This window comes from Rossellomorea oryzaecorticis, from assembly GCF_045897515.1.
Classification (GTDB): domain Bacteria; phylum Bacillota; class Bacilli; order Bacillales; family Bacillaceae_B; genus Rossellomorea; species Rossellomorea enclensis.
The window spans coordinates 1-24,026 of the sequence record NZ_JBJOSA010000024.1 but is presented as its reverse complement, the minus strand read 5'-3'; the positions used below and the strand labels follow the sequence as shown (position 1 = coordinate 24,026).

At 45.0% G+C, this 24,026-nt stretch carries 21 protein-coding genes and 1 tRNA gene; 17 read left to right on the top strand and 5 right to left on the bottom strand.

Features of this window, described 5'->3' with window-relative positions; all coding sequences use genetic code 11:
- The first annotated feature begins 16 nt into the window (after positions 1-16).
- Positions 17-199, top strand: coding sequence for a hypothetical protein (locus ACKA06_RS18995; RefSeq protein WP_032086358.1), 183 nt, complete (start codon positions 17-19; stop codon positions 197-199).
- Positions 200-229: 30 nt separating this feature from the next.
- Here the strand turns inward: ACKA06_RS18995 and ACKA06_RS18990 are convergent, their stop codons facing one another.
- Positions 230-1,627, bottom strand: a complete 1,398-nt coding sequence (locus tag ACKA06_RS18990; protein ID WP_411160389.1) for a cryptochrome/photolyase family protein — start codon at positions 1,625-1,627, stop codon at positions 230-232.
- Positions 1,628-2,079: 452 nt separating this feature from the next.
- Between ACKA06_RS18990 and ACKA06_RS18985 the strand changes: the two genes are divergently transcribed.
- The 4 genes from ACKA06_RS18985 (at position 2,080) to ACKA06_RS18970 (ending at position 8,207) form a co-directional block, all read left to right on the top strand.
- Positions 2,080-3,765: a serine hydrolase gene (locus tag ACKA06_RS18985; RefSeq protein WP_411160388.1), complete on the top strand. Its 1,686-nt coding sequence runs from the start codon at positions 2,080-2,082 to the stop codon at positions 3,763-3,765.
- A gap of 20 nt (positions 3,766-3,785) precedes the next feature.
- Complete coding sequence (locus ACKA06_RS18980; protein WP_411160387.1) at positions 3,786-5,888, top strand: glycoside hydrolase family 3 N-terminal domain-containing protein; 2,103 nt, start codon at positions 3,786-3,788, stop codon at positions 5,886-5,888.
- A gap of 26 nt (positions 5,889-5,914) precedes the next feature.
- The gene (locus tag ACKA06_RS18975; protein WP_032086354.1) at positions 5,915-7,189 is read left to right on the top strand and encodes an exo-beta-N-acetylmuramidase NamZ family protein; all 1,275 of its coding nucleotides are present in this window, start codon (positions 5,915-5,917) and stop codon (positions 7,187-7,189) included.
- A 403-nt stretch (positions 7,190-7,592) separates the two neighbouring features.
- A complete protein-coding gene (locus ACKA06_RS18970) occupies positions 7,593-8,207 on the top strand; it encodes a PH domain-containing protein (RefSeq protein WP_058299735.1) in 615 nt (204 codons plus the stop codon).
- A 53-nt stretch (positions 8,208-8,260) separates the two neighbouring features.
- On the opposite strand, the gene ACKA06_RS18965 is transcribed toward ACKA06_RS18970, so the two are convergent.
- On the bottom strand, positions 8,261-8,674 hold the full coding sequence (locus ACKA06_RS18965) for a hypothetical protein (protein WP_032086352.1): 414 nt from the start codon (positions 8,672-8,674) through the stop codon (positions 8,261-8,263).
- Between the two features lie 186 nt (positions 8,675-8,860).
- Here ACKA06_RS18965 and cidR point away from each other — a divergent pair, with 186 nt between their 5' ends.
- The 3 genes from cidR (at position 8,861) to ACKA06_RS18950 (ending at position 10,870) form a co-directional block, all read left to right on the top strand.
- Entirely contained in the window at positions 8,861-9,754 is an 894-nt protein-coding gene (gene cidR, locus ACKA06_RS18960; protein ID WP_411160397.1) for a cidABC operon transcriptional activator CidR, read from the top strand.
- Positions 9,755-9,962: 208 nt separating this feature from the next.
- Positions 9,963-10,499 carry an acyl-CoA thioesterase gene (locus ACKA06_RS18955; RefSeq protein ID WP_032086436.1) on the top strand — a complete coding sequence of 179 codons (537 nt, stop codon included), beginning with the start codon at positions 9,963-9,965 and terminating at the stop codon, positions 10,497-10,499.
- On the top strand, positions 10,496-10,870 hold the full coding sequence (locus ACKA06_RS18950) for a hypothetical protein (protein ID WP_058299736.1): 375 nt from the start codon (positions 10,496-10,498) through the stop codon (positions 10,868-10,870). Before ACKA06_RS18955 ends, ACKA06_RS18950 begins: the two co-directional genes overlap by 4 nt.
- Positions 10,871-10,961: 91 nt before the next feature.
- On the opposite strand, the gene ACKA06_RS18945 is transcribed toward ACKA06_RS18950, so the two are convergent.
- A tRNA-Ala gene (locus ACKA06_RS18945) sits at positions 10,962-11,034 on the bottom strand.
- 249 nt (positions 11,035-11,283) lie between these two features.
- Here ACKA06_RS18945 and ACKA06_RS18940 point away from each other — a divergent pair.
- The 7 genes from ACKA06_RS18940 (at position 11,284) to ACKA06_RS18910 (ending at position 20,817) form a co-directional block, all read left to right on the top strand.
- The gene (locus tag ACKA06_RS18940) at positions 11,284-12,807 is read left to right on the top strand and encodes a glycine betaine uptake BCCT transporter (protein ID WP_214871974.1); all 1,524 of its coding nucleotides are present in this window, start codon (positions 11,284-11,286) and stop codon (positions 12,805-12,807) included.
- 120 nt (positions 12,808-12,927) lie between these two features.
- A complete protein-coding gene (locus tag ACKA06_RS18935; protein ID WP_197669301.1) occupies positions 12,928-13,749 on the top strand; it encodes a Cof-type HAD-IIB family hydrolase in 822 nt (273 codons plus the stop codon).
- Positions 13,750-14,196: 447 nt separating this feature from the next.
- Positions 14,197-16,173, top strand: a complete 1,977-nt coding sequence (locus ACKA06_RS18930; RefSeq protein ID WP_064567468.1) for an LTA synthase family protein — start codon at positions 14,197-14,199, stop codon at positions 16,171-16,173.
- Between the two features lie 209 nt (positions 16,174-16,382).
- A complete protein-coding gene (locus tag ACKA06_RS18925; protein ID WP_214871972.1) occupies positions 16,383-17,135 on the top strand; it encodes a DeoR/GlpR family DNA-binding transcription regulator in 753 nt (250 codons plus the stop codon).
- The gene (pfkB, locus tag ACKA06_RS18920; RefSeq protein ID WP_411160386.1) at positions 17,132-18,043 is read left to right on the top strand and encodes a 1-phosphofructokinase; all 912 of its coding nucleotides are present in this window, start codon (positions 17,132-17,134) and stop codon (positions 18,041-18,043) included. Before ACKA06_RS18925 ends, pfkB begins: the two co-directional genes overlap by 4 nt.
- 15 nt (positions 18,044-18,058) lie before the next feature.
- Positions 18,059-19,939, top strand: a complete 1,881-nt coding sequence (locus tag ACKA06_RS18915) for a PTS fructose transporter subunit IIABC (RefSeq protein WP_411160385.1) — start codon at positions 18,059-18,061, stop codon at positions 19,937-19,939.
- Positions 19,940-20,082: 143 nt separating this feature from the next.
- Positions 20,083-20,817 (top strand): MgtC/SapB family protein, encoded by a 735-nt coding sequence (locus ACKA06_RS18910; protein ID WP_032086344.1) that lies wholly within the window; start codon positions 20,083-20,085, stop codon positions 20,815-20,817.
- A 31-nt stretch (positions 20,818-20,848) separates the two neighbouring features.
- On the opposite strand, the gene ACKA06_RS18905 is transcribed toward ACKA06_RS18910, so the two are convergent.
- Positions 20,849-21,514 (bottom strand): MgtC/SapB family protein, encoded by a 666-nt coding sequence (locus tag ACKA06_RS18905; RefSeq protein WP_032086434.1) that lies wholly within the window; start codon positions 21,512-21,514, stop codon positions 20,849-20,851.
- Between the two features lie 173 nt (positions 21,515-21,687).
- On the opposite strand from ACKA06_RS18905, the gene ACKA06_RS18900 reads away from it, so the two are divergent.
- On the top strand, positions 21,688-22,617 hold the full coding sequence (locus ACKA06_RS18900) for a DMT family transporter (protein ID WP_058299742.1): 930 nt from the start codon (positions 21,688-21,690) through the stop codon (positions 22,615-22,617).
- Entirely contained in the window at positions 22,598-23,095 is a 498-nt protein-coding gene (locus ACKA06_RS18895) for a GNAT family N-acetyltransferase (RefSeq protein WP_032086343.1), read from the top strand. The genes ACKA06_RS18900 and ACKA06_RS18895 overlap by 20 nt, the downstream gene beginning before the upstream one ends.
- Positions 23,096-23,515: 420 nt before the next feature.
- On the opposite strand, the gene ACKA06_RS18890 is transcribed toward ACKA06_RS18895, so the two are convergent.
- Positions 23,516-23,695: a hypothetical protein gene (locus ACKA06_RS18890; protein WP_032086342.1), complete on the bottom strand. Its 180-nt coding sequence runs from the start codon at positions 23,693-23,695 to the stop codon at positions 23,516-23,518.
- Between the last annotated feature and the right edge of the window lie 331 nt (positions 23,696-24,026).

The following is a 24,026-nucleotide window of genomic DNA, read 5'->3' as shown; positions in this document are numbered from 1 at the left end:
GGAGAGGGGATACCTGATGAGGACAAGTGGCATTATATTGACAGCCATCATGGCAGGGGTATATTCAGGGATATTGGATGTTTTTGAAGAAAGCAGGGGGCTCGCTCCGATTGTCAGCGCGCTGCTATTAATTATCATGACATTCGGTACAGCTATCCTATTAAAAAAAGTCCTCCCGCAAGAGGGTGTGAAAAAATAGCAGGAGAACCGCACAATGGCGGTTCCCCTGCTATTTTATTTCTTCGAAACGGTCCAGGGCCCGCTGCCTGGCAGCTTTATGGTCGACAACGGGGTATGGGTAATCCACACCAAGTTTCACACCGGATTCTTCTAATACATCAGCGGGAGCCGTGGAAGGGGAGTGGATGTATTTGGACGGTATGTCCTTCAGTTCTGGAACCCACATCCGGATGTACTCGCCTTCCCCGTCGAACTTCTCGCTTTGAAGGGTTGGGTTGAAGATGCGGAAGTAAGGCGATGAATCAAAGCCGCTTCCGGCCACCCACTGCCACCCCATCGAATTGTTGGCGGTGTCGGCATCGATCAGCGTATCCATGAACCAGTCCGCTCCTTTTTGCCATGGGATCAACAGATGCTTTGTTAAAAAGGAAGCCGCGATCATTCGGACGCGGTTATGCATGAAGCCTGTTGCCCATAGCTCCCTCATGCCCGCATCTACAATTGGATATCCGGTTCTGCCTTTGATCCAGCTCTTCCAATGTGAGGCATTTTCTTCCCATTGAAACGCCTTGAATTTCTCGTGCAGAGGCTCTTCCGGGGACTGCGGGAAGTGCATGAGGACGGAATAGGAAAAATCCCTCCAAATCAACTGCTTGATGAACGGTTCGGTCTGTTTCTCGATTTTTTCAGTGAAGTGATGGAACAGGCTTCTTACTGAAACTGCCCCGATTGCCAGATAAGGGGAAAGAGTGGAATGGATGCCTGCTGCCGGATAATCCCTGCCTTCATCATAATCCTGGACTTGTTTGCTGAATCGCTTCATCCGTTTTATTGCTGCCTTCTCTCCGGGATCCCAGACTTTCTCCATTATCTTGTACCATCTGATTTGTGGCAGCAGCCGGAAATCCTCAAGCTGCATTTCATTGTCAGCAATTTCAGGTGCAGACAATGATTTAACGGTCGGAACAGGTTTCGGGACCTCCACTTTCCTAAGGGCCTTGTAGTAGGAGGTATACACTTTGTAAGGGGATCCGTCTGCTTTTGTAATCTTCCAGGGAGGAAGAAGGAGGGTCCCTTCAAACGTTTTGACCTCGATTCCATCCGCGGCCAGTTCCTCTGCAAGTTTCTTATCCCTTTCAAATATGTCAGGGGCGTACAAGCGATTCCAGTATACCGCTGCCGCCTCTGTCTTCTTTACCCATTTGGGAAGCACTTCTTCCAATTTGCCTTCGTCGAACAGCAGGCATCCGCCAATCGCTTCGAGGGATTTTTCATACTGTTCGAGATTCCTGTGGAGCCACCATTTCCTGGCTTCGCCCGGCGGTGACATGCTCTCATCATGAATATAAAGCGGGATGACGAGTCCCTCTTTGGACGCGTGATAAAGAGCGGGATGGTCATGGAGACGGAGGTCCTGCCTGATTAGGACGATCGTCGTTTTTGTCATGGCTGCACCCTCGCTTTCTTGTTCAAGTTGTTATGAAAATTATATAAAAATTAGGGGTCATGGTTCAAAAATGGATGGGTTTTTAGAATTCAGATTAAAAAAAGACATGATTGGGGCCTGTTTGTATATTTCTTATAGCCATTTGACTGTACCCCGCCTGATATATTATCAAAAACAGGGATGATATTATCAAAAACTGTGATTATATTACCAAAACCCATTAATTGGTAAAAGAAACCCACCATATTACTTTGCAAAGGCAGCATACCTCCGGAAATTTCAACAAAAATAGTCTAAATTTTCAAAACAGTCCATATGTCATACATAATTACGACATTCTGCGCACTAACAGGACTTAAGTGGTATAGACATCTATACTTTTAATTCCATAAACTAGAATAGTAAAGTAATTGGAAACCCTTACATTTATAACTAAAAGGAGGGAAAGATGGATGAAAAAGAAACCAGTTTCGATCGCTTTGACCGCTTTGATGTGTACGTCGTTACTTAGTCCCGCAGTATTTGCGGAAGGTGGGGATAAAGACAGACCGGCATCAAAAGCGGAACAGGTACGGGTGCATCCTGCATTCACATGGGGGAACCCCGCACCATCATCGCCTGTTCTCCATCCGGGCTCTGCACGGGGTGCAGGGATGATTCAGTCTACTTTGGACCGGATCGATCCAATGATGAAAGAGAAGATTGAAGAGGGTGTCATGCCAGGGGCTGTAGCGCTTGTTGCGAGAAGCGGCCAAATCGTGAAGCATGAAGCTTATGGGGATGCTTATCGTTATACAGATGGGGATTTCACAGAAGCTGACTCTCCGATGGCGATGCAGAAAGATACGATTTTCGATCTCGCCTCTATCAGTAAAATATTTACCACCACTGCCGCGATGATCCTTTATGAAGACGGGGCATTCGGGCTCGACGATCCGGTGGCTGAGTATATCCCCGAGTTTACAGCGAATGGGAAAGAAGATGTGACGATTCGTCAGCTTATGACGCATACGTCCGGATTCACGGCCTGGCTTCCTCTTTACAGTAAAGGGAATGATAGAGAAGACAGGCTGCAACTGGTATTCAACCAGCCGCTTGCGAATGAACCCGGCACCGCTTATACATACAGCGACTTAAACATGATTACCCTGGGTGCCATCATCGAACGATTGTCCGGCCAGCGTCTGGATGAATTCGTGAAAGAAAATATAACGGAACCTATCGGAATGAAAGATACAATGTACAACCCGCCTGCATCCTTAAAAGAAAGGATTGCGGCAACTGAATATCAGCCTGCGATCGGACGCGGGCTTGTGTGGGGAGAAGTACATGATGAAAATGCCTGGTCACTCGACGGAGTTGCCGGCCACGCCGGAGTATTTTCAACAGCAGAGGATCTGGCGAAATTTGCCCACATGTTTGTAAAAGACGGGCGTTATGGAAACAAACAGATCCTGAAACCGGAAACGGTCAAACTGCTCTCTGAAAATCAAATCCCCGAATTCCCGGGTGATGACCACGGACTTGGCTGGGAACTGAACCAGGGGTGGTTCATGGACGGTCTTGCAGGAGAGAATTCACTGGGCCATACAGGATACACAGGAACTTCAATCGTAGTAGATAAGGATAACGATACGATCGCCATCCTCCTGACAAATCGTGTGCATCCTTCACGGACCACAGTTTCGACCAATACGGTCAGACGTCCGTTTGCACAGTTGGTTGCAGATTCAATCCCTGTGGATATGGAAGGAAAAAAGAAGGAACAAGCCTGGTTCGCTGGGTACGGAGATAAAATGGAACGAAGCCTGGCGGCGGAAGTGAACGTTGATAAGGAGGCAGTTTTATCCTTTGATACCTGGTACCGGATCGAGAAGGATTCCGATTTCGGTCATGTAGAAACCTCAATGGACGGGGAGACCTGGACAGCGGCGGGAACTTCTTTTACAGGAAACAGTGAAGGCTGGACAGAAGAGGAAGTGAAAATACCTGCAGGGACAAGGTTCATCCGTTTCAGCTATGAAACAGATGCATCCGTTAACTACCGAGGGTGGTATGTGAAAGATATCGAACTGAAAGCAGATAACGGTCATAAGCTGAAGACGCATTTCCAAGGCTGGACTAAACGCAGTTATTAAAAAGCAGGGGAGGAACACGCATGAAACACTTTAATAAAATCTTTTCATTAACCGTCCTGGTACTTGCGCTCATCATTTCCGGGCTGCCGCTGAACAATGTGAAGGCGGAAAGCGTCCTGAAAGATTTGATCATTTATCAAAATGCACCGCAAGTGGAGGCGGGGGCAGGTGAAGAAATTGGCATGAAGGCATTGAATATCTATAACGACGGGCACTTTACGCTTGTGTCCGAAGGATTGAACTGGAGTTCTTCGAACAAAACAGTGGCCTCAGTGGATGAGGATGGAAAAGTCACTTTGACCGGCAAGAACGGGAAAACGTTTATCAAAGTGTCAAACGGAACCTATTCCGACCGCATTGCCGTGCATGTGAAGCCTGTCCATCACAAGGGTAAAAAAGGCAAACCTGCATCGGAAGCGAAAATTATTAAACAAAAAGGAGAGCGCTACAATCTGGTTGATGAAGCGATCGAAAACATGACGATCGAAGAGAAAATCGGTCAGATGCTCATGCCCGACTTCAGGAACTGGGACGGCGAGAACGTAACGGAAATGCTTCCTGAAATCGAGCAGCTTGTGAAGGACTATCATCTCGGCGGGGTTATTTTATTCCGTGAGAATGTGGTCACGACCGAACAAACAACGAAGCTGGTAGCAGATTATCAGGATGCTTCAGAGAAATATGGCCTGCTGATGACAATCGACCAGGAAGGCGGGATCGTCACACGTCTTCAATCTGGAACTGACTTCCCTGGTAATATGGCATTGGGGGCGACAAGATCACCTGAAATTGCCCGTAATGTCGGGAAAGCGATCGGGGAAGAACTTCATTCCCTTGGAATCAATGTGAACTTTGCGCCGGTTATGGACGTTAATATCAACCCTGACAACCCGGTGATCGGAGTCCGTTCTTTCGGCGGTGATCCCGAATTGGTCGCCGAAATGGGAGTTGCCTATACGGAAGGACTTCAGTCCGCCGGTGTAGCAGCGACTGCCAAGCATTTCCCAGGCCACGGTGATACTGCTGTTGATTCACACCTTGGGCTGCCGGAAGTTCCTCACGATAAGGAACGGTTGAAGGAAGTGGAGCTGTATCCATTCCAGAAAGCAATGGATGCTGGGATTGATGCAATCATGACGGCTCACGTCACGTTCCCTAAAATCGACGACTCCAAGGCCATTTCGAAAAAAACAGGAGAAGAAATTGCGGTCCCTGCCACTCTTTCTCATAAAGTCCTGACAGAATTGATGCGTGAAGAAATGGGATATGAGGGCATCATCACGACAGATGCCATGAACATGAAAGCGATCGCCGACCATTTCGGTTCAGTCGATGCGGCAGTCCGCGCAGTAAAAGCGGGAACGGACATCGTCCTTATGCCGGTTGGAATGAGCGAAGTGAGACAAGGGCTTCTTGATGCGGTCGACAGCGGTGAACTGACAGTTGATCGAATCGAAGCATCTGTTGAACGAATCCTTACCCTTAAAATCAAACGGGGAGTCATCAAGGAAGAAACCCCGCTTCCACTGGAAGAAAAAATCGCTGAAGCAAATGAAATCGTCGGATCTGAAGAACATAAACAAGTGGAAAAAGAAGCGGCAGAGCGTTCCATCACTCTTGTGAAAAATGAGCAGGCGCTTCCATTAAATACTACTGAAGATGAAAAGGTCGTTGTGATCGGCAATACGTTTATCGAGGATCTTGGAGAAGCTGTACAGGAACAGCATGAAAATACAACAGTCGTCAAGGTTTCATCGAATTACCAATTAACTGAAGAACAGAAAGCCGAAATCAGAGGTGCTTCGGCTGTCATCGCCGGTACTTACACCTACAATGTCTCGGGCAGATCTCCTGAGAGTGCCCAGATGCAGATGGTCAAAGCTTTACAAGACGAAACAGACGCCCCTGTAATCACTGTCGGCATACGCAACCCATACGACATCATGGCGTATAACGAAGAGGTTGACGCTTATCTTGCTCAATACGGTTTCCGCACGGCAAGCTTTAAGGCATCCGCCGCGACGATTTTCGGAGCGAACGCACCAGGCGGAAAGCTTCCGGTATCCATTCCGGGAGTGGATGAAGGCACCCTGTATGAATTCGGACACGGTTTGACGTATTAAATTTCAGTTAACGGGAGGGGAAGAATTTGAAAAAGTGGATGATTGCAGTGCTCACACTGATACTCATTTTTTCGACGATGTCTGCGGGCTCTGCGCATGATAACGGCAAAGGCAATGGACACGGGAAAGGGAAAGGAAAACATAAAGAATTCTCACTTGGTGTTGAGCAGCTCTTAAAAGAGGAAAAAGATCTGATTGAAGGGAAGAAAGTCGGCCTGATCACGAACCCTACCGGGGTGGATCAAGAGCTGAACAGTATCGTGGATACATTGCATAATGATCCGGATGTGGAATTGACTGCTCTTTACGGGCCTGAACATGGTGTGCGTGGAGACGCACAGGCAGGACAGTATGTCGATTTCTACATCGATGAACGCACAGGTCTTCCGGTATACAGCCTTTACGGGGCGACAAAGAAACCGACACCTGAAATGCTTGAAAATGTAGAAGTCCTTCTCTTTGATATCCAGGATGTGGGAACTCGTTTTTACACGTATATTTACACCATGGCATATGCGATGGAAGCTGCGAAAGAAAATGATATCCCGATCATCGTGCTCGACCGTCCGAATCCGCTGAGCGGATCAAAAGTCGAAGGTCCTGTACTTGATATGGAATATTCTTCATTCGTCGGAAACTACAGCATCCCGCTCCGTCATGGAATGACAGTCGGGGAACTTGCAAAATTGTTCAATACAGAATTTGATATCGGTGCCGACCTGACCGTTGTGGAAATGGAAGGCTGGAAACGCGACAAGTATTACGATGAAACACCGCTCGAGTTCGTCATGCCTTCACCGAACATGCCGACCCTTGATACAGCTTTAGTATATCCTGGAGCTGCACTCATTGAAGGGACTAATGTCTCTGAAGGGCGCGGCACAACGAAGCCGTTCGAACTGATCGGAGCACCGTTCATCAACGCTGCCGACCTTGCAGATGAACTGAATGGGCTTAAGCTTGAAGGGGTCACGTTCAGGGCGGCATCTTTCACTCCGGCATCGTCCAAGCACGCAGGCAAACTGTCACACGGAATCGAGATTCATGTCACTGACAGAAAAACATTCAAACCTGTCGAAACGGGACTTCACATCGTGAAAACAATTCACGACATGTATCCCGAAGACTTCCAGTTCCGTGCAGAAAACAGCGCCGGCGTCTCATTCTTCGACAACCTCATCGGAAACGGCTGGATCCGTCAAGGAATCGAAGAAGGAAGAAGCATAGAAGATATGACAGCCCAATGGCAGCCAGAACTAAAAGAATTCAACAAAGTACGAAAACAATACCTGCTATACTGATCCAAACCCCAAAAGAACCCAAGGCCTTATCAGCCGTGGGTTCTTTTCTTTTCATTACTATTAACAGTAGATTGATGACATTGCCCCCTGCAAAGATACTTACATTCTCAGTCATTTCTTGATAGCATGGTAGTGTAAGAGAATGGTTAAACAATAGCTAAGGAAAACAAATGCACAACCGGCCCCAGCTGTTGATTGGAGTGCAAGACGAAGACTCCTGCGGGAGAAGCGCGTTAGGTGAGACCCCGCAGTAGCGCAGCGACGAGGAGGCTCACCAACCGCCCGCGGAAAGCGAAGTCTTGCACGAAAATCAACAGTGGTATTTAGGGTGATTAACCACGGATGTTTTTTTGTAGTGTATTGTTTAACCTGCAAATTAATAATCGAAAAGAGGTTATCGATCATGCTAAAGAAATTCGCAAGTGATGCATTGGGTATCAGCGACATCGGAAAAATCATCAAACGTGAAGACTTCGACAAAACACAATCAGACGATTATGTCCTAAGCGAAGACGGAGAAAAAATCCACTTCCTCATCAAGTCCAAAACCGACGAATACTGCTTCACCAATCGTGCGCTCATTCATTTAGATGGTGAAAAGGCCTCAAGCAGCAAGCGCAACCTTTACCGCTATGACTATTACAAACATCCGATCAGCAATGTATCCATTGAAACGGCTGGCACCATCGACCTGGACCTTGAAATCAAATTCACCATGGGCAGCAAGGCATTCTCAGTCGATATCGATAAAAAAGAAGGAGAGGCAATCGCCGACCTTTACAAATCACTTCTTGCCATCTCCCACATCCAGGATGAAGGGAAGCGGATCATCGACTCTGCAGAGAAGAGTCTGTCTACGGCAAGGGAACTCATAGCCAATAACCGATTCCATGATAATGACATATCAGACGAATTCAAACAAACGACAAGCTTTGCGTTCGAATGGTTCAATGACCATTATAATGCCAATACTAGAAAAGACTTTGGAGAGGTTTTCAATAAGTATATTCAAAACTAGATAGATAACCAGAATCGCCTGCCGCTTAAGAGCGGCAGGCGATTTTCACATTATTACAGGAGAACTTTATCCAATTCATACATTCGGTCATAAGCGCTTATCAGCTCTCCAGGCACCAACGTCCGCCCATATATCCACGCATTTTTCTCAATCAGATTCTTAAGGTCTGTTTTCTCTTTGTCATCGCCGTACATCAATATTCTTGTATCATGCTTATTTTTCTTAAAATCCAGATAATAACCGAGAACCCGGTAAAGGACAATCCGTACAAGATCCTCCTTTGGCTGCCTGATATTCAACTTTGCTATATATCCATTGATCTTCAAATAATTAAATCTGATTGTATTATGGGATACGTTATAACTCATTGGCACAGTGAGACTGTTGCTTGATTCATAGTTGATCTTCAAGTTGTGCTGAGATAGTGTCTGCTGGATGATCTTCTCTATATTCCATATGTATAGCATTTTGTATCACTGCCCTTCAAGAACTTACTAATCAGTATAAGAACTAACAGGGATTTGGTCAAAGATCTGAAACAAGGAACAGCTGCCATGATGCATATCGGGGAGCAGGTTTCGGATTAACTGTATTCTTGAGTCGCCGGGATGCTATAATATGTGGACCGAAGAATGAAAAAGAGAGGTGTAGGCATGGATATACGTCACTTAAAATATTTCATCGAAGTAACTCGATTTAAAAGTTTCACCAGGGCAGCGGATCACTTATTCGTGACTCAGCCTACCATCAGTAAAATGATCAGGAACCTTGAAGAAGAACTCGGGGTGGAGCTGTTTGACCGCTCGCGGAGGCAGCTTGTGCTGACCGATGCCGGAAGGGCAATCCTGCAGCAGGCACAAACAATCGATAAAGCATTCGAGAACATCCAGCATGAACTCGATGACATTATCGGGCTGCAGAGGGGGCATATCAGGATCGGGCTGCCGCCGATCATGGATGCCGGTCATTTTATCCGTGTGCTTGGGGAATTTCACAAGCTGTATCCACGCATCACGTTTCAGCTTATTGAAAACGGGACGAAAAGAATAGAAGAAGACATCATGTCAGACCAGTTGGATGTCGGGATTGCCGTCCTTCCTGTGAGCGGCGATGATTTTCATCATTTTTCCTTCATGAAAGAAGAACTCCTGGCAGTCATTCCGCCAAGCCATAAGTTCGCCCGCAGAAAACAGATCAAGATGGAAGAATTGGAGGAAGAATCATTCATTCTTTTCAATAAAGATTTTGCACTGAATGACCGGATTAAAGCAGCGTGTAAAGAAGCCGGTTTTATGCCGCAGGTCGTTTCCGAAAGCTCTCAGTGGGATTTTATCGGGAAGATGATCGAGGCGGAGCTGGGGATTTCCATTTTGCCTGCGAGCGTATACAGTCTTCTCAAGGAGGATCTCACCGCAATCAAAGTGGTGAAACCTGTCATTGAATGGGATCTTGCAATTATATGGAGAAAAAATCAATATTTATCTTATGCGACTTCCGAGTGGCTGAAGTTCACCCAGGACAGGTTGATGGGGAGCATCTCTGATTAAAAGGGATGCTCTTTTTTAGTTTAAATAGTAAAAAAATTCATTAGGATTTTCCAAAATCATACGCTGATACCATTTGGTTGAAAGCATTCTCATTGATGATATCTATGACACGGATAAAGAACATTCATTTCACTTATGGGACACTCAGGCGTACACTTTGGGTATCAAACGTTTGAAATACGAATTCACAAAGAAGGGATTGTTCACCATGAAAGAAGCCAAGCATCCTAAAGAAAGCCTGGTCGTCAGTACGGACCAGGTTATGATCAATGATCTGAATAACTACAATACATTGTTCGGGGGTGTATTGATGAAGAAGCTTGATAATAATGCAACATTATCGGCGAGGCGCCATGCAAGAGTGAAAGAATGCGTGACGGCATCAACAGACTCCATCGATTTCCTTTATCCGATACAGCAATCCGATTCCGTATGCGTGGAGTCATATGTCTCTTACGTTGGAAATAAATCAATGGAGATTTTCTGCAAGGTGATCGCTGAAGACATGATGACAGGGGAAAGAAGGATGGCCGCAACAGCCTTTTTGACCTTTGTGGCACTGGATGAAAATAAAAAGCCGGTCAAGGTGCCGGAAATCATCCCGGAAACAGAAGAAGAGAAGTTCCTTTATGAATCAGGCAAAGAACGTGCCGAAAGAAGAAGGATCCGCCGCAAGCACAGTAAAACACTGACTCAAATCATCGGGCTTGAGAAGCCTTGGAACTTGGGAGGTGAAGCTTCATGACAACTATGCTTGAAAGTTTACACGATCTGAACGATGCAAAAAAAGATGTGGAATCTCTGAAGCATGAATATCCGGAATTGAACGAGCAGATTGTTCATGTGGTCAGCCTGACAAGACAGCTTCAATTGAAATATGGGTATATGGGATCTTTATTGAGGGATAAGGAACTGCCGGATTACGAGCCGCGCTTCGTAAGGGGATCGATTCTTACTTTGTATCAGCAGGAAGTGAGAAAATTAAAGGATCATCCGCAAGTCATTCAATTGAAGGAACTTATGAAGAAACACCGAAACATCAGTGATTCAAAACTGTTTTTACTGATTCTTGGCGCCAAGCCGGAACTGCTTCAGGGGTCGACAATCATTAAATAAGGAAGAAAAACCGTCAGCTTACGTAATCTGGCGGTTTTTCTATAAATAAAAAAAACAGGGAAAACCATTAAGGTTTTCCCTGTTTTCGGTATGGAGCATAGCGGGATCGAACCGCTGACCTTTTGGCTGCCAGCCAAACGCTCTCCCAGCTGAGCTAATGCCCCGTGTTTCAATATGTATGCCTCGTTAACGGCTATGAAAATAGTTTAATGGATAGGCTGTTTTGTTGTCAATAAAAATTGTAAATAGAATTGATTTTTTTACTTTCTTTCTTATTTAAATGGGTCATCACTATTCACCGTATAGGAAAGTCTGCCGCGAGGATAATAAAAATTAATTAACCATACCGGTTTTCTGGCTATCCATAAGAGGTATGTTAACATGGTACGGTACATAATTTTGAGAGGTGACACATGAAACAGGCTACACGAGTATTTTGGTATTCACTATTTATTACTTTGATCGTTGTCATTTGGGGATCTGTTGCTCCAAAACATCTGGAAAAAATCACGGCTGCATTCACACAGGGAATCCTGGATAAATTCGGCTGGTTTTATTTGCTTATTGTCATTGCCATTTTACTTTTCTGCGTATATTTAATGTTTTCGCGTTACGGGAAAATCAGGCTCGGCAAGCATGGAGAAAAACCTGAGTTCAGCAACTCTTCATGGTTTGCCATGCTGTTCAGTGCAGGAATGGGGATGGGGCTTGTCTTCTGGACGACGGCAGAACCAATATCCCATGCGTTCAAAAGCAGTCCGGCAGCGGAGCTTGGGACGGATGCTGCGGTAAGGGACGCGCTTAAATATTCCTTTTTTCACTGGGGAATCCACGCCTGGGCGGTATACGGCATTGTTGCGCTGGTATTGGCCTACTTTAAATTCAACCGCGGGGCACCTGGATTAATCAGTGCCACGCTCACCCCTTTATTCGGCGAGAAACGTATGAGGGGTCCATTGGGACAAGGGATTGATGTCCTTGCTGTATTTGCGACGGTTGTCGGTGTTGCCGCTACCCTTGGGTTCGGGTCCGCACAGATAACGGGAGGGCTTTCCTTTTTATTCGGCACCCCCAACAATTTCACTGTACAGCTGATTGTATTGGCGGTTTCCACCGTTTTATTCATCTGGTCTGCATGGTCAGGCATCGGGAAAGGGATCAAATATTTGAGTAATATCAATATGGGCCTTGCTGCATTCCTGCTAGTTCTATTATTCATCGTCGGACCGACCATGCTGATTTTGAACATGTTTACGAATACGCTGGGCAATTACGCTGCCGATTTCTTCAAAATGAGCCTGCGCATCGCACCGATGGATGCCGAAGGACGGACGTGGATCAATGGCTGGACCATTTTCTACTGGGCCTGGTGGATCTCCTGGGCGCCTTTCGTCGGCATATTCATTGCGAGGATATCAAGGGGCCGGACAATCAAAGAGTTTTTATTCGGTGTTCTATTGCTTCCTTCCCTCGTATGCTTCATTTTCTTCTCTGTATTCGGGGTTTCCGCTCTTCGTTTAGAGAATCTTGGGATCGCGACCATCTCTAAGTTAAGCCTTGAGACCTCGACATTCGGGACGCTTGCTGAATATCCGCTCGGAACCTTTATGTCCATCATTACGATTTTTGTCATCGCCATTTTCTTCATCACTTCCGCGGATTCCGCTACCTTTGTATTGGGCATGCTCAGTACCGACGGCCGTTTGAATCCGGGAAATCAGGTCAAGATTTCTTGGGGGTTGATTCAATCGATGATGGCGGCAGCTGTCGTTTACTTTGGGGGCACCCAGGGACTGCAGAATATGCTGATCATCGCAGCTCTTCCATTTGCCCTGGTCATCATCCTGATGGGAGTCTCTTTTTACAAGGACATACGATCGGAATTAAGGTCCAAGTCACATGATCAAAAACATCAAGCATTGAAAAAAGGCAGCTGATCTCAGCTGTCTTTTTTTATGGTGCACCGGATATTGTTCACAAAGATTTCCTTTTATTAAAAATCCGTTTGATGTTATAGTAGGAAAATATATTTTCTACTATAGAAGGGGTTTCTATTAATGAATTATAAAATGATCGTTCTTGATTTAGATGATACACTGCTTCGGGATGACCAGACGATTTCCGGACGCACCAAAAAAGCACTGATGACAGCTCAGGAGAACGGTGTGAAGGTGGTCCTCGCATCTGGCAGGCCGACCTATGGTATGCGCAGGGTGGCGGAAGAACTGAAACTGAATGAGTTTGGAAGCTATATTTTATCCTTTAATGGATCCGTGATCATCAATTGCAGTACGGATGACGAAATTTACAGCCGCTCATTATCTGCTGAAACAGCCCACCGTTTATATGATTTAAGCAAACGTGAAGGCGTCGGGATCCTGACGTATTCTGAAGATGCGATCCTTGTAGAGGAACCGAATGAATTTGCAGAGATCGAAAGCAGGCTGACCGGGCTTCCAGTGCAGGTGGTACCTGATTTCAAAGAAGCGGTTGCCGGACCGGTCGTCAAGGCCCTTATGCTGAAAGAAGCGGAACGACTGGTGGAAGTGGAGAAGAAGCTTCAGGAGGAATTGGACGGCGAACTTTGTGTCATGCGCTCAAAACCATTCTTTCTCGAGTTTACGCAGCTTGGAGTGACAAAAGGCGCTAGCCTGGATTATTTGATCAAACCCCTTGGTATCACCAGGGAAGAAGTCATCGCAATCGGAGACAGCTATAATGATCTGGCTATGATTGAATTCGCCGGGCTGGGTGTCGCGATGGGCAATGCGCCGGAAGACATAAAGAAGAAAGCCGATCATGTCACATCTTCTAATATGGAAGACGGCGTAGCTGAAGTTGTGGAAAAATTTGTGTTGAAGGAATTGACCCGGGTTTAAGTGTACGATGAAAGATTGAAGTGTGAAGTCTTCAATCTTTTTTTGTAAAAAGCTTTACATTTGGTTAATTTTACATTTACATTCCAGGTTTACAGGCGGTATAGATGAGGGAAAGAGATAAAGGATAAAAACAACGGAAACATCTTTCTTGTATTTATTTACAATTCATGTAACTGCAGCCACGTATCTAAATTGTATTTCATTTCGAAATTACGTAACAACCCTTGTCATTATCGTATTCCACTATTGAAGCCAACTATTTTTGTCGAATCACGGTGAAATCTTTTTGTTACGAATCACACCAAAATGTTATACAGCTGAAATTAATTTCTGTTATAATACTTTCTGTTGACTCAATCTGATTTACAAAAACTACAAATTAACTTTACTAAATTTTAATAATAAAGGTGATGAAGCATGAACTTCTTTAAGAACCGTTTCAATGACATGCGCAGTGAGATGCGTGCTGGGAAGTTGACTTTCTTCTTTACAGTCGTCATTCTATTCTGGTTAAAAACATATGCTGTCTATTTAGCGGAATTCAATCTTGGCATCCAAAATGCCATGCAGCAATTTTTGTTATTCTTTAATCCGCTGAGTTCAGCACTATTTTTCTTTGGTATAGCACTCTTTTGGAAAGGCAGAGGGCGATACATTGCATTTATCGTCATTAATTTATTGATGTCTTTCATTCTATATGCAAACGTCGTGTATTATCGTTTCTTTAATGATTTCATTACAGTGCCGGTTCTTTTGCAGGCGAAAACGAATAACGGACTTGGAGGCAGTGCACTCGAGCTGATCAATCCTCTTGATATCCTTTACTTCCTTGATCTGTTCATCATCATTGGACTTGTGATCGCCAAGAAAGTGAAGCCTCAGGAAAAATTGCGCTTCCGTGCAGTGTTTGCAGTCATGACATCAGCGGTGCTTGTGTTCCTGTTGAACCTTGGACTTGCGAATATTGACCGCCCGGAGTTATTGACACGCAGCTTTGACCGTAACTATCTTGTGAAATATTTAGGTACAACTAACTTCACGATTTATGATGTCGTCCAGAACTCTAAGACACATGCCAAGCGTGCCATGGCCGACAGCAATGAAGTATCAGAAGTGGAAAACTTCGTAAAAGCGAATAAAGTCGCTCCAAACCCAGAGGCATTTGGAAAAGCCGAAGGGAAAAACGTTATCTATATTTCAATGGAATCCCTGCAGTCGTTCATGATTGGAAGAGAGCTGAATGGCGAAGAGGTCACTCCATTCCTGAACTCATTGGTTGAAGATCAAAATGCCATGTATTTTGATAATTTCTTCCATCAAACAGGACAGGGAAAAACATCCGATGCGGAATTTATCCTTGAAAATTCATTATATCCACTTCCTCAGGGAGCAGTGTTCATGACACACGCAAACAACACGTATCAATCTGCCCCTGCTTTATTAAAGGATAAAGGGTACACTTCTGCGACGTTCCACGGTAATTACAAGACGTTCTGGAACCGTTCAGAGATGTACCGCTCTATGGGATATGATAAATTCTTTGATGCAACATACTATGATATGAACAATCCGGAAGAACAGCTTCCTTACGGTCTAAAGGATGGCCCGTTCTTCAAGGAATCAATGCCTATGCTGGAAAGTCTGAAACAGCCGTTCTATGCGAAGTTCATTTCGTTATCCAACCACTTCCCATTCGACCGTCATGAAGAAGATGCCAACTTTGATACAGCTGACACGCATGATGGTGTAGTGAACCGTTATTTCCAAACTGCCCACTACATGGATAAACAGTTGGAGAACTTTGTGAACGACCTGAAAGAAAAAGGTCTTTATGATAATACAATGATAGTCCTATACGGAGACCACTATGGTATTTCTGATAATCATAATAAAGCGATGTCTGAAATACTTGGCAAAGAAGTCGGTCCTTATGAAAGTGCACAGCTTCAACGAGTGCCGTTGTTCATCCTGAACTCCGGTGCAAAAGGTGGAGTCAACCATACCTACGGCGGCCAAATCGATATTCGCCCAACGGTTATGCACCTTCTTGGAGTGGACACGAAGGACTATCTAAGCTTTGGTCAGGACCTGCTTTCTAAAGAACGCAAGCAAATCGTTCCTTTCCGTAATGGTGATGTCATTTCTGACAAGTATTCAAACATCAAAGGTGTCTGCTATGATAACGAAACAGGCAAGCCGGTTGAAGAAGGTAATGAAGAAGCCAAAAAGGCTTGTGAAGCTATGAGTAAAGATGCTCAGAAGCGTCTCGAGCTATCAGACAAAGTAATCTATGAAGATTTATTGCGCTTCTATGAACCGGAAGGATATACACCGATCGATCGTAAAGATTATCAGTATGTCAATCCTAATCCGAAAAGCTCAGAAAATCCTGAAGCACAGCAGCATGAAGAAAATCACGAATAATAGTGTTTGATATAAAGCCAGTTCCGGGTTGTTCCCGGGGCTGGCTTTTTTAGTGTTATTGGATGATGGTTCGTCCTGACCCGCAGTAATCCATTGTGGATGTTTTTGAGTGTTTTGTGATTGTTTTTGAATGAAAATGATAGATAATGATTGATTTCTGAAAACGTTCTCATTATAATAAGGGTAACAAAGAGTTGCAGGAGGAGCTTATGCTTACTGAAGAACGGCATCGAATCATTATAGACTTGCTGAAAGACAAGGAAACCGTAAAAATTCATGAGATCGCTGAATTGACAGAAGCATCCGAATCAACGATCCGCCGGGATCTGACCCAGCTTGAACAAGAAAAGTATTTAAAAAGGGTTCACGGGGGAGCTTCAAGGCTGCAAGGAAAGTTGAAGGAGCTGACTGTTTCTGAGAAAACATCCAAAAGCCTTCATGAAAAAAACGTGATCGGACGTTTTGCTGCAGGACTTGCGGAAGAAGGGGATTGCATATTTCTCGATGCAGGAACCACGACACTCGGTATGATTGAATTTCTTCCTCAGGTTGATATCGTGATTGTGACAAACGGGTTGACTCATGTGGATGCCCTGCTCCAAAAAGGATTCAAGACGTACCTCATCGGAGGGAACGTGAAGCCGACAACGAAAGCGATGATAGGAAGCGGAGCCATTGAAGCTCTTCAGAAGTACCGTTTTGATAAAGCGTTTCTTGGAACGAATGGGATCCATCCGCAATACGGATTTACTACACCTGACCCTGAAGAAGCGCAAGTGAAGAAGACGGCCATCGAACTTTCGAGAGAAGCGTTTGTGCTGGCTGACGATTCTAAATTCGGTGAAATCGCGTTCAGCAAAATAGCTGATTTAAATGAAGCGGTTGTCATCACAAATAGGAGCGGAGACGAACCAGACCCGGCTTATATGGAAAAAACGACAGTAAAGGTTGTGACAACATGATATACACATTAACCCTGAATCCATCAGTTGATTATATTATGGAGCTTGACCAGTTCACTAAAGGAGGATTGAACCGGTCGGCGAAAGAAAATGCTCTTCCCGGCGGAAAAGGAATAAATGTCTCACGGGTCCTCCATGTCCTGGATGTGAAAAGCACGGCATTAGGATTTGCTGGGGGATTCACTGGGGAATTCATCAAGCAGTTTTTAAAAGATGAGCAGATTGAAGCTGAATTTGTGGAAGTGGATGAAATCTCCAGGATCAATGTGAAGGTGAAGGCTGAAGATGAAACGGAAATAAACGGAAACGGCCCGTCCATTACAAAGGAGCAGCTGAACCGTCTTCTCAGTAGGATTTCGACTTTATCAAAGGATGATACCCTCGTACTTGCCGGGAGTATTCCTGCTTCCGTCGCTGAATCCTTTTATCAGGAAGCTGCTTCACTCTGCGGGAAGCGGGAAGCGCGGATTGTCATCGATGCTGAAAAGAAATTGATCGCACCTGTCCTTTCCTTGAAACCGTTCTTGATCAAGCCGAATCATCATGAATTGGGGGAAATGTTCGGAGTAGAGATCAATTCTGTTGAGGATGCAGTCTTTTACGGAAAAAAACTGAAAGAAAAAGGACCGGAAAATGTGATTGTATCCATGGCGGAAAAAGGTGCCCTCCTGTTATCCGGGAAGGACGTATACCAAGCGTCCGTCCCGGACGGAGAGCTAAAAAGTTCAGTAGGGGCAGGGGACTCAACCGTAGCAGGATTCCTCGCTGGACTTTCGAAGGGATACAGTATGGAGGACTCATTCCGGCTTGGGACGGCGGCGGGTTCTGCGACGGCTTTTTCCATAGGTCTTTGTGATGCAAATAAAGTTAACGACTTATACAAACAAATTGAAATCAGTAAAAGATAAAAGGGAGGAAGTACAATGCGTATAACAGAGCTTTTAAGAAAAGAGACAATCGCATTGAATCTGAAAGCATCATCCAAAGGGACCGTCATTGATGAACTTGTTTCCGTCCTGGATAAGAGTGGGAAACTACAGGATGCGGAGGAATTCAAAAAAGCGATTCTCAATCGGGAATCACAAAGTACGACAGGGATCGGGGAAGGGATCGCCATCCCCCATGCGAAAACATCTGCAGTAAAGTCGCCGGCTATTGCTTTCGGGAAATCGGCTGACGGAGTCGATTATGAGTCCTTGGACGGGGCACCGGCACATCTATTCTTCATGATTGCTGCAACCGAGGGAGCCAATCAGACTCACTTGGAAGCGCTCAGCCGCCTGTCTTCCATGTTGATGGACGAGGACGTACGGAAATCACTGGTGAATGCTTCTTCAGAGGAAGAAGTATTGGAAATTATCAACTTGCATGATAAAGAGGATGAAGAGGAAACTGTGTCGGAAGAGTCTTCCTCAGGGGAAGGGCAGGTGCTCGCTGTAACTGCATGCCCTACCGGCATCGCCCACACCTACATGGCAGCGGATGCCCTGAAGGCAAAGGCGAAAGAACTTGGTATCAAACTCAAGGTTGAAACAAATGGTTCAGGCGGAGCAAAGAATGTGCTGACTGCAGCCGAAATTGAAAGCGCTACAGCCATCATTGTCGCAGCAGATACGAAAGTGGAGATGAATCGGTTTAAAGGTAAGCCTGTCATCGAAGTCCCTGTGGCAGAAGCAATCAGAAAACCGAAAGACCTGCTGGAAAAAGCAGTGGAAAAAGATGCACCATTATACAGTGGAAGCAAGGGATCAGAAGATCAAGAGGAGCAGGGTGCTGAGAAAAAGAAACGCACAGGCTTCTTTTATAAGCATTTGATGAACGGTGTATCCAATATGCTTCCGTTTGTTGTCGGCGGAGGAATTCTGATCGCGATTTCGTTCCTTTTCGGCATTCAATCTGCGAATCCGGATTCTCCACAATACAATGAATTTGCAGCCATTTTAAATAAAATAGGCGGAGAGAATGCATTTTACCTGATGGTTCCGGTTCTAGCAGGGTTCATTGCCATGAGCATTGCAGACCGTCCTGGCTTCGCGCCGGGTATGGTCGGGGGTCTGATTGCCGCGACTGGTCAGAGTGGATTTTTGGGAGGAATCATTGCCGGTTTCCTTGCAGGTTATGTTGTCGTTGGAATCAAGCGATTAACGAAGAATTTCCCGGCCGCGCTTGAAGGCATTAAACCCGTTTTGATTTATCCGTTGTTCGGGATTTTCATTACCGGTTTCATTATGCTCCAGTTCCTTGTTGAGCCGCTGAGTACAGTGAACAGCGGGATCCAGAACTGGCTGGATGGACTGGGCACAGGAAACCTGGTATTACTTGGTTTGATCCTTGGCGGAATGATGGCGGTTGATATGGGTGGACCAATCAATAAGGCCGCATTCACATTCGGAATCGCGATGATCGAAGGAGGAAACCTTGCACCACACGCAGCGATTATGGCGGGCGGTATGGTTCCTCCGCTTGGATTGGCGCTTGCCACTACATTCTTTAAAGGAAAATTTAAAGATAATGAAAGAAAAGCAGGGATTGCAGCCTACTTCATGGGAGCATCCTTTATCACGGAAGGGGCGATCCCGTTTGCAGCGGCAGATCCTTTCAGGGTCATCCCTTCGATTGTGACTGGTTCCGCAGTTGCCGGAGCCCTGACGATGGCCTTTGGCATCGGACTGCCTGCCCCGCACGGAGGACTATTCGTCTTCCCGGTCGTAGAAGGTAATCCGTTCCTTTACCTGGTGGCTGTGCTGGTTGGTTCAGTCATTACGGCCTTGATGGTTGGTTTCTTGAAGAAGCCTGTAAAATAATATGAACATGTGCCAGGTGACGTTTGTCGCCTGGTTTTTGTTTTTGAAAGACGATTCAGCGCCGCCTCCAAAATGAAGGGTTTTAAAATTGGCGTTTCAGGTTAAAAGTATACGTAATAGAAGAAAGTGAAAAGGTGACGCTTATGGACTATTTCGAATGGGTGCCGGAACTTCCGGACGAGTATGAAACTTCCTTGATCCGCATCATGCTTATTGTGATTCTGAGCGGTCTGATCGGGATTGAGAGGGAATCGAAGAATCACCCGGCCGGACTGCGGACGCATATCCTTGTTGGTGTAGGGTCTTGTTTATTGATGCTGGTTTCATTATATGGTTTTGAACCTTTCCTTGAGGAGCACCCGGAACTGGTGGGGTTCGATCCAAGCCGAATCCCGTCTTATGTTATCTCAGGGATCGGTTTCCTCGGTGCAGGAACAATCATGGTGCATGGAGGGGTGACGGTCAGGGGACTGACTACCGCAGCGAGCATCTGGGTTGTGGCGGGACTCGGACTAGTTGTAGGGATCGGTATGTATTATGAAGCGATATTTACAACTTTGATTATCGTCATGACCTTATTTTTCTTAAATAAATTTGAAATGTTCTATAAAGAAAGAGTCAGGCATAAGAAACTCCTGCTTCTAAGCCTTGTTGTGAAAAAAGGTGAAGGGAATATTACTGCCATCAATGAGGCGATCACCAGCCACGGCATTGAAATCACACAGTATCAAATCGAGGACGACGATGACCTTAAAGGGCTGGATAGTTTTAAATATTCCCTGCTTATCCTTACCCCTGACATTGTGAACTTCAATGGTGTACTTGAAGTGGTGAAAAAACTTCATTGCATTGAAAAGATCCAGCTTCATAAAAAATGACCCCCATGGCTGCCAGGGGGTCATTTTACTTTTACAAACTTTCAATTTCAACATCCTTGATTCCTTCAATCTCGGATATCCTGTAATAAATATCCGTTGTCTTCTTTCTAAAATCAACAATGATCTTCAACTCAAGCAGATGTAAATTATTTTTCAAATCTTTAATACGGATGTTTTCAATTGCAATATCCTCTTGTTTGATTTGATCGATGATTGCTCTGATCTCATGCTTTTCCTTGATGGTAGCCCGAAGGAATAATTCCTTTTCGCGAAGTCGTTTCGGTCCTATGAACGTAATGATCGTAGGAACGACTTCCACGGAAACGATGATAAGGATGACTCCTGCAGTTGCTTCCATATAGAAGCCCGCCCCCACAGCAATTCCGATGCCCGCCGCCCCCCAGATCATCGCTGCTGTTGTAAGCCCGGAAATACTGTCATTTCCCTTCCGCAGGATGACACCTGCGCCAAGAAATCCGATTCCAGATACAATTTGAGCTGCGAGCCGGAGCGGATCCATGGTGATATTCACTTTTTCAGAGCCTTCGGAAATATACGCCGATTCAATGGATACGACCGTCAAAAGGCAGCTTACGATACAAATGACAAGTGAAGTCTTAAGACCGACCGGCTTCCTTTTTAATTCTCTTTCAAGTCCGATAACCAGCCCGAGTACTGCAGAGATTCCCAGCTTCATATATAGTGCCGTGTCTATGAAGTCCACTTGACCCCCTCCATCTCCCTTTCAACTATTGTAAAAAATGATGAATTTGGTTATAGTATTCTTTCTCTTAATTTATTAAAATGAGAACAATTGAATATGAAGGCTGCACGCCTAGTATTACATTCAAAAAGCACGGGGGTGTTTCCATGTCAGATACAAAAGTAAATCCTTATCTTATACTTGCGATCGGGGTGATTTCCGTATCAACCTCAGCCATCTTAGTGAAGGTATCGAGTGCTCCTGCCGGGATTTTGGCATTTTACAGGCTCTTCTTCACAATTTTATTAATGACCCCGGTATTTTTCTTAAAATATGTGAGGGAACTCAAACTTATTACTTTGAGAGATTGGGCATTTTCCATCATAGCCGGTATTTTTCTGGCATTTCATTTTATTCTTTGGTTTGAATCTCTGAACTACACTTCGGTTGCCAGTTCAACTGTACTTGTTACCCTTCAGCCGCTGTTCGCATTTATAGGTGCGTATCTATTCTTTCAGGAAAAGCTGACCGGAAAAGCAGTCATTAGTGCACTCCTGGCCGTGGCAGGAAGCTTCATCATCAGCTGGGGGGATTTCAGGATCAGCGGGGAAGCGCTGTGGGGGGATATCTTAGCCTTGCTTGCCTGCGCTTTGGTGACAGGCTATCTCCTTTTCGGACAGACCATCCGTAAAAGGCTTTCGCTGATTACCTATACGTACCTGGTTTATACAATAAGTGCCATTGTTCTTTTATTTTATGCTCTAAGCCGTGGTGAGAGTCTCGGACCTTATCCCAGAGAAGACTGGCTCTACTTCTTGCTCCTGGCAATTGTCCCAACGCTTCTTGGTCATACCCTCTTTAATTGGTCACTGAAGTGGTTAAGTACATCGACCATATCGATGGCGATTTTGTTCGAACCCATTGGGGCCTCTTTACTAGCCTATTGGCTGTTGGCTGAAAAAATACTTCTTACTCAGGTAGTGGGCGGTTTGATCATCATTCTTGGAGTAACGCTCTTTCTAATAGAAGAAAGAAAGGTGAAGAAAATGGTTCAACAAGTGAATGAGGTGAAAAACAATGAAGGAGTACCATATTAGAAAAGCGGTACCTGAAGATGCAGAAGGGATTGCTGACGTTCATATAAACAGCTGGAAAACGACGTATAAAGGAATCGTGTCAGATGATTACCTTGATTCCTTAAATGTGGAGGAGAGAAAGGTCAGGTGGGAAGGCATTCTAAGCGGCCCTCATCAAACCTATGTATGCGTACTGGACACCGGCAAAATTGCAGGGTTCGTTTCCATAGGCCGGGAACGTGATAAACAGTATGAAGGTGAACTTTATGCCATCTATCTATTAAAAGAAAATCAGCGGACTGGAATCGGAAGCGCCATTTTTCGTTTTGCGATGGCCGAGTTAAAAGCACAGGGTCATTCCAATATGCTCGTCTGGGTATTAAAAGAAAATCCATCTAAACATTTTTATTACCAATTCCGTCCTGAGATCGTCAAAGAGCAAAAGATATCAATCGGCGGAAACGAATATGATGAAGAAGGCTTGTTGTTTGGATTATAGATTGTAAGGAAATGCAAAAAATCAGGAAGGGACGTATATTATTCTGCCTAAGTAAGACCCTAATGAAATTGCTTTCTATCAGGCAAATTCATTAGGGTTTTCAGTTTGCACGTTATGTTAGATATTATTAGTCCTTTCAAGCGTTTGATTGGAGTGCAAGGCGAAGACTCCTGCGGGGGAAGTGGCCGATGTGAGACCTGTCTAGCTGCGGGGCTTAGAGGCACATGTCATAAGTCAACTCGCCCAAGAAGGCAAAGAACGCCTTCGTGGCCGATTCGCCTTATGCCACCCGCCTCTGATCAAAGCCCTTCCGCTTTTCTTCCCGCAGGCGAAGCCGAGGAGGCTCACGGGTCACCCGCGGAAAGCGAAGTCTTGCACGGAAATCAAAAGCGGTGTTAAAAGTCCGCTCTTCCTATTTTATTATGAGAACGTGTAAGTGAAACACGAAAAGACAAATGCCATGACTACTGACAAAATAAAAGTCAAACCTCTGACTGGTTTTGTGCTTTCACAGATTTTCAGTCCGGTTACATATGAGTACGCAAACAGATAAATGGCCATAAAGTAAGAGAGGTACTGGGCTGCATCCATAACTGTCATTAACTGAAACTCCTTTCAGGAAAGTCTACTTTCATATATATGAAGCTTGTCCTAAAGGAAGAACAAGAAAAAAATGGACAGAGAATAATTTTTTTGTAAAAATATATTGCAATAATTTTTAGAGCGTGATATATTAATAAACGTCGCTGATACAGCAAACAACATTTCGGAAAAAGAAATTAAAAAAGTTGTTGACGCGAAAACGAAAGATGTGTTATATTAATAAAGTCGCTTCAAACGGAGCGCGTGCAACAAATTGAACCTTGAAAACTGAACAAAACAAGACAATACGTCAACGTTAATTCTAGATTTACCGTAACGAATATCGTTA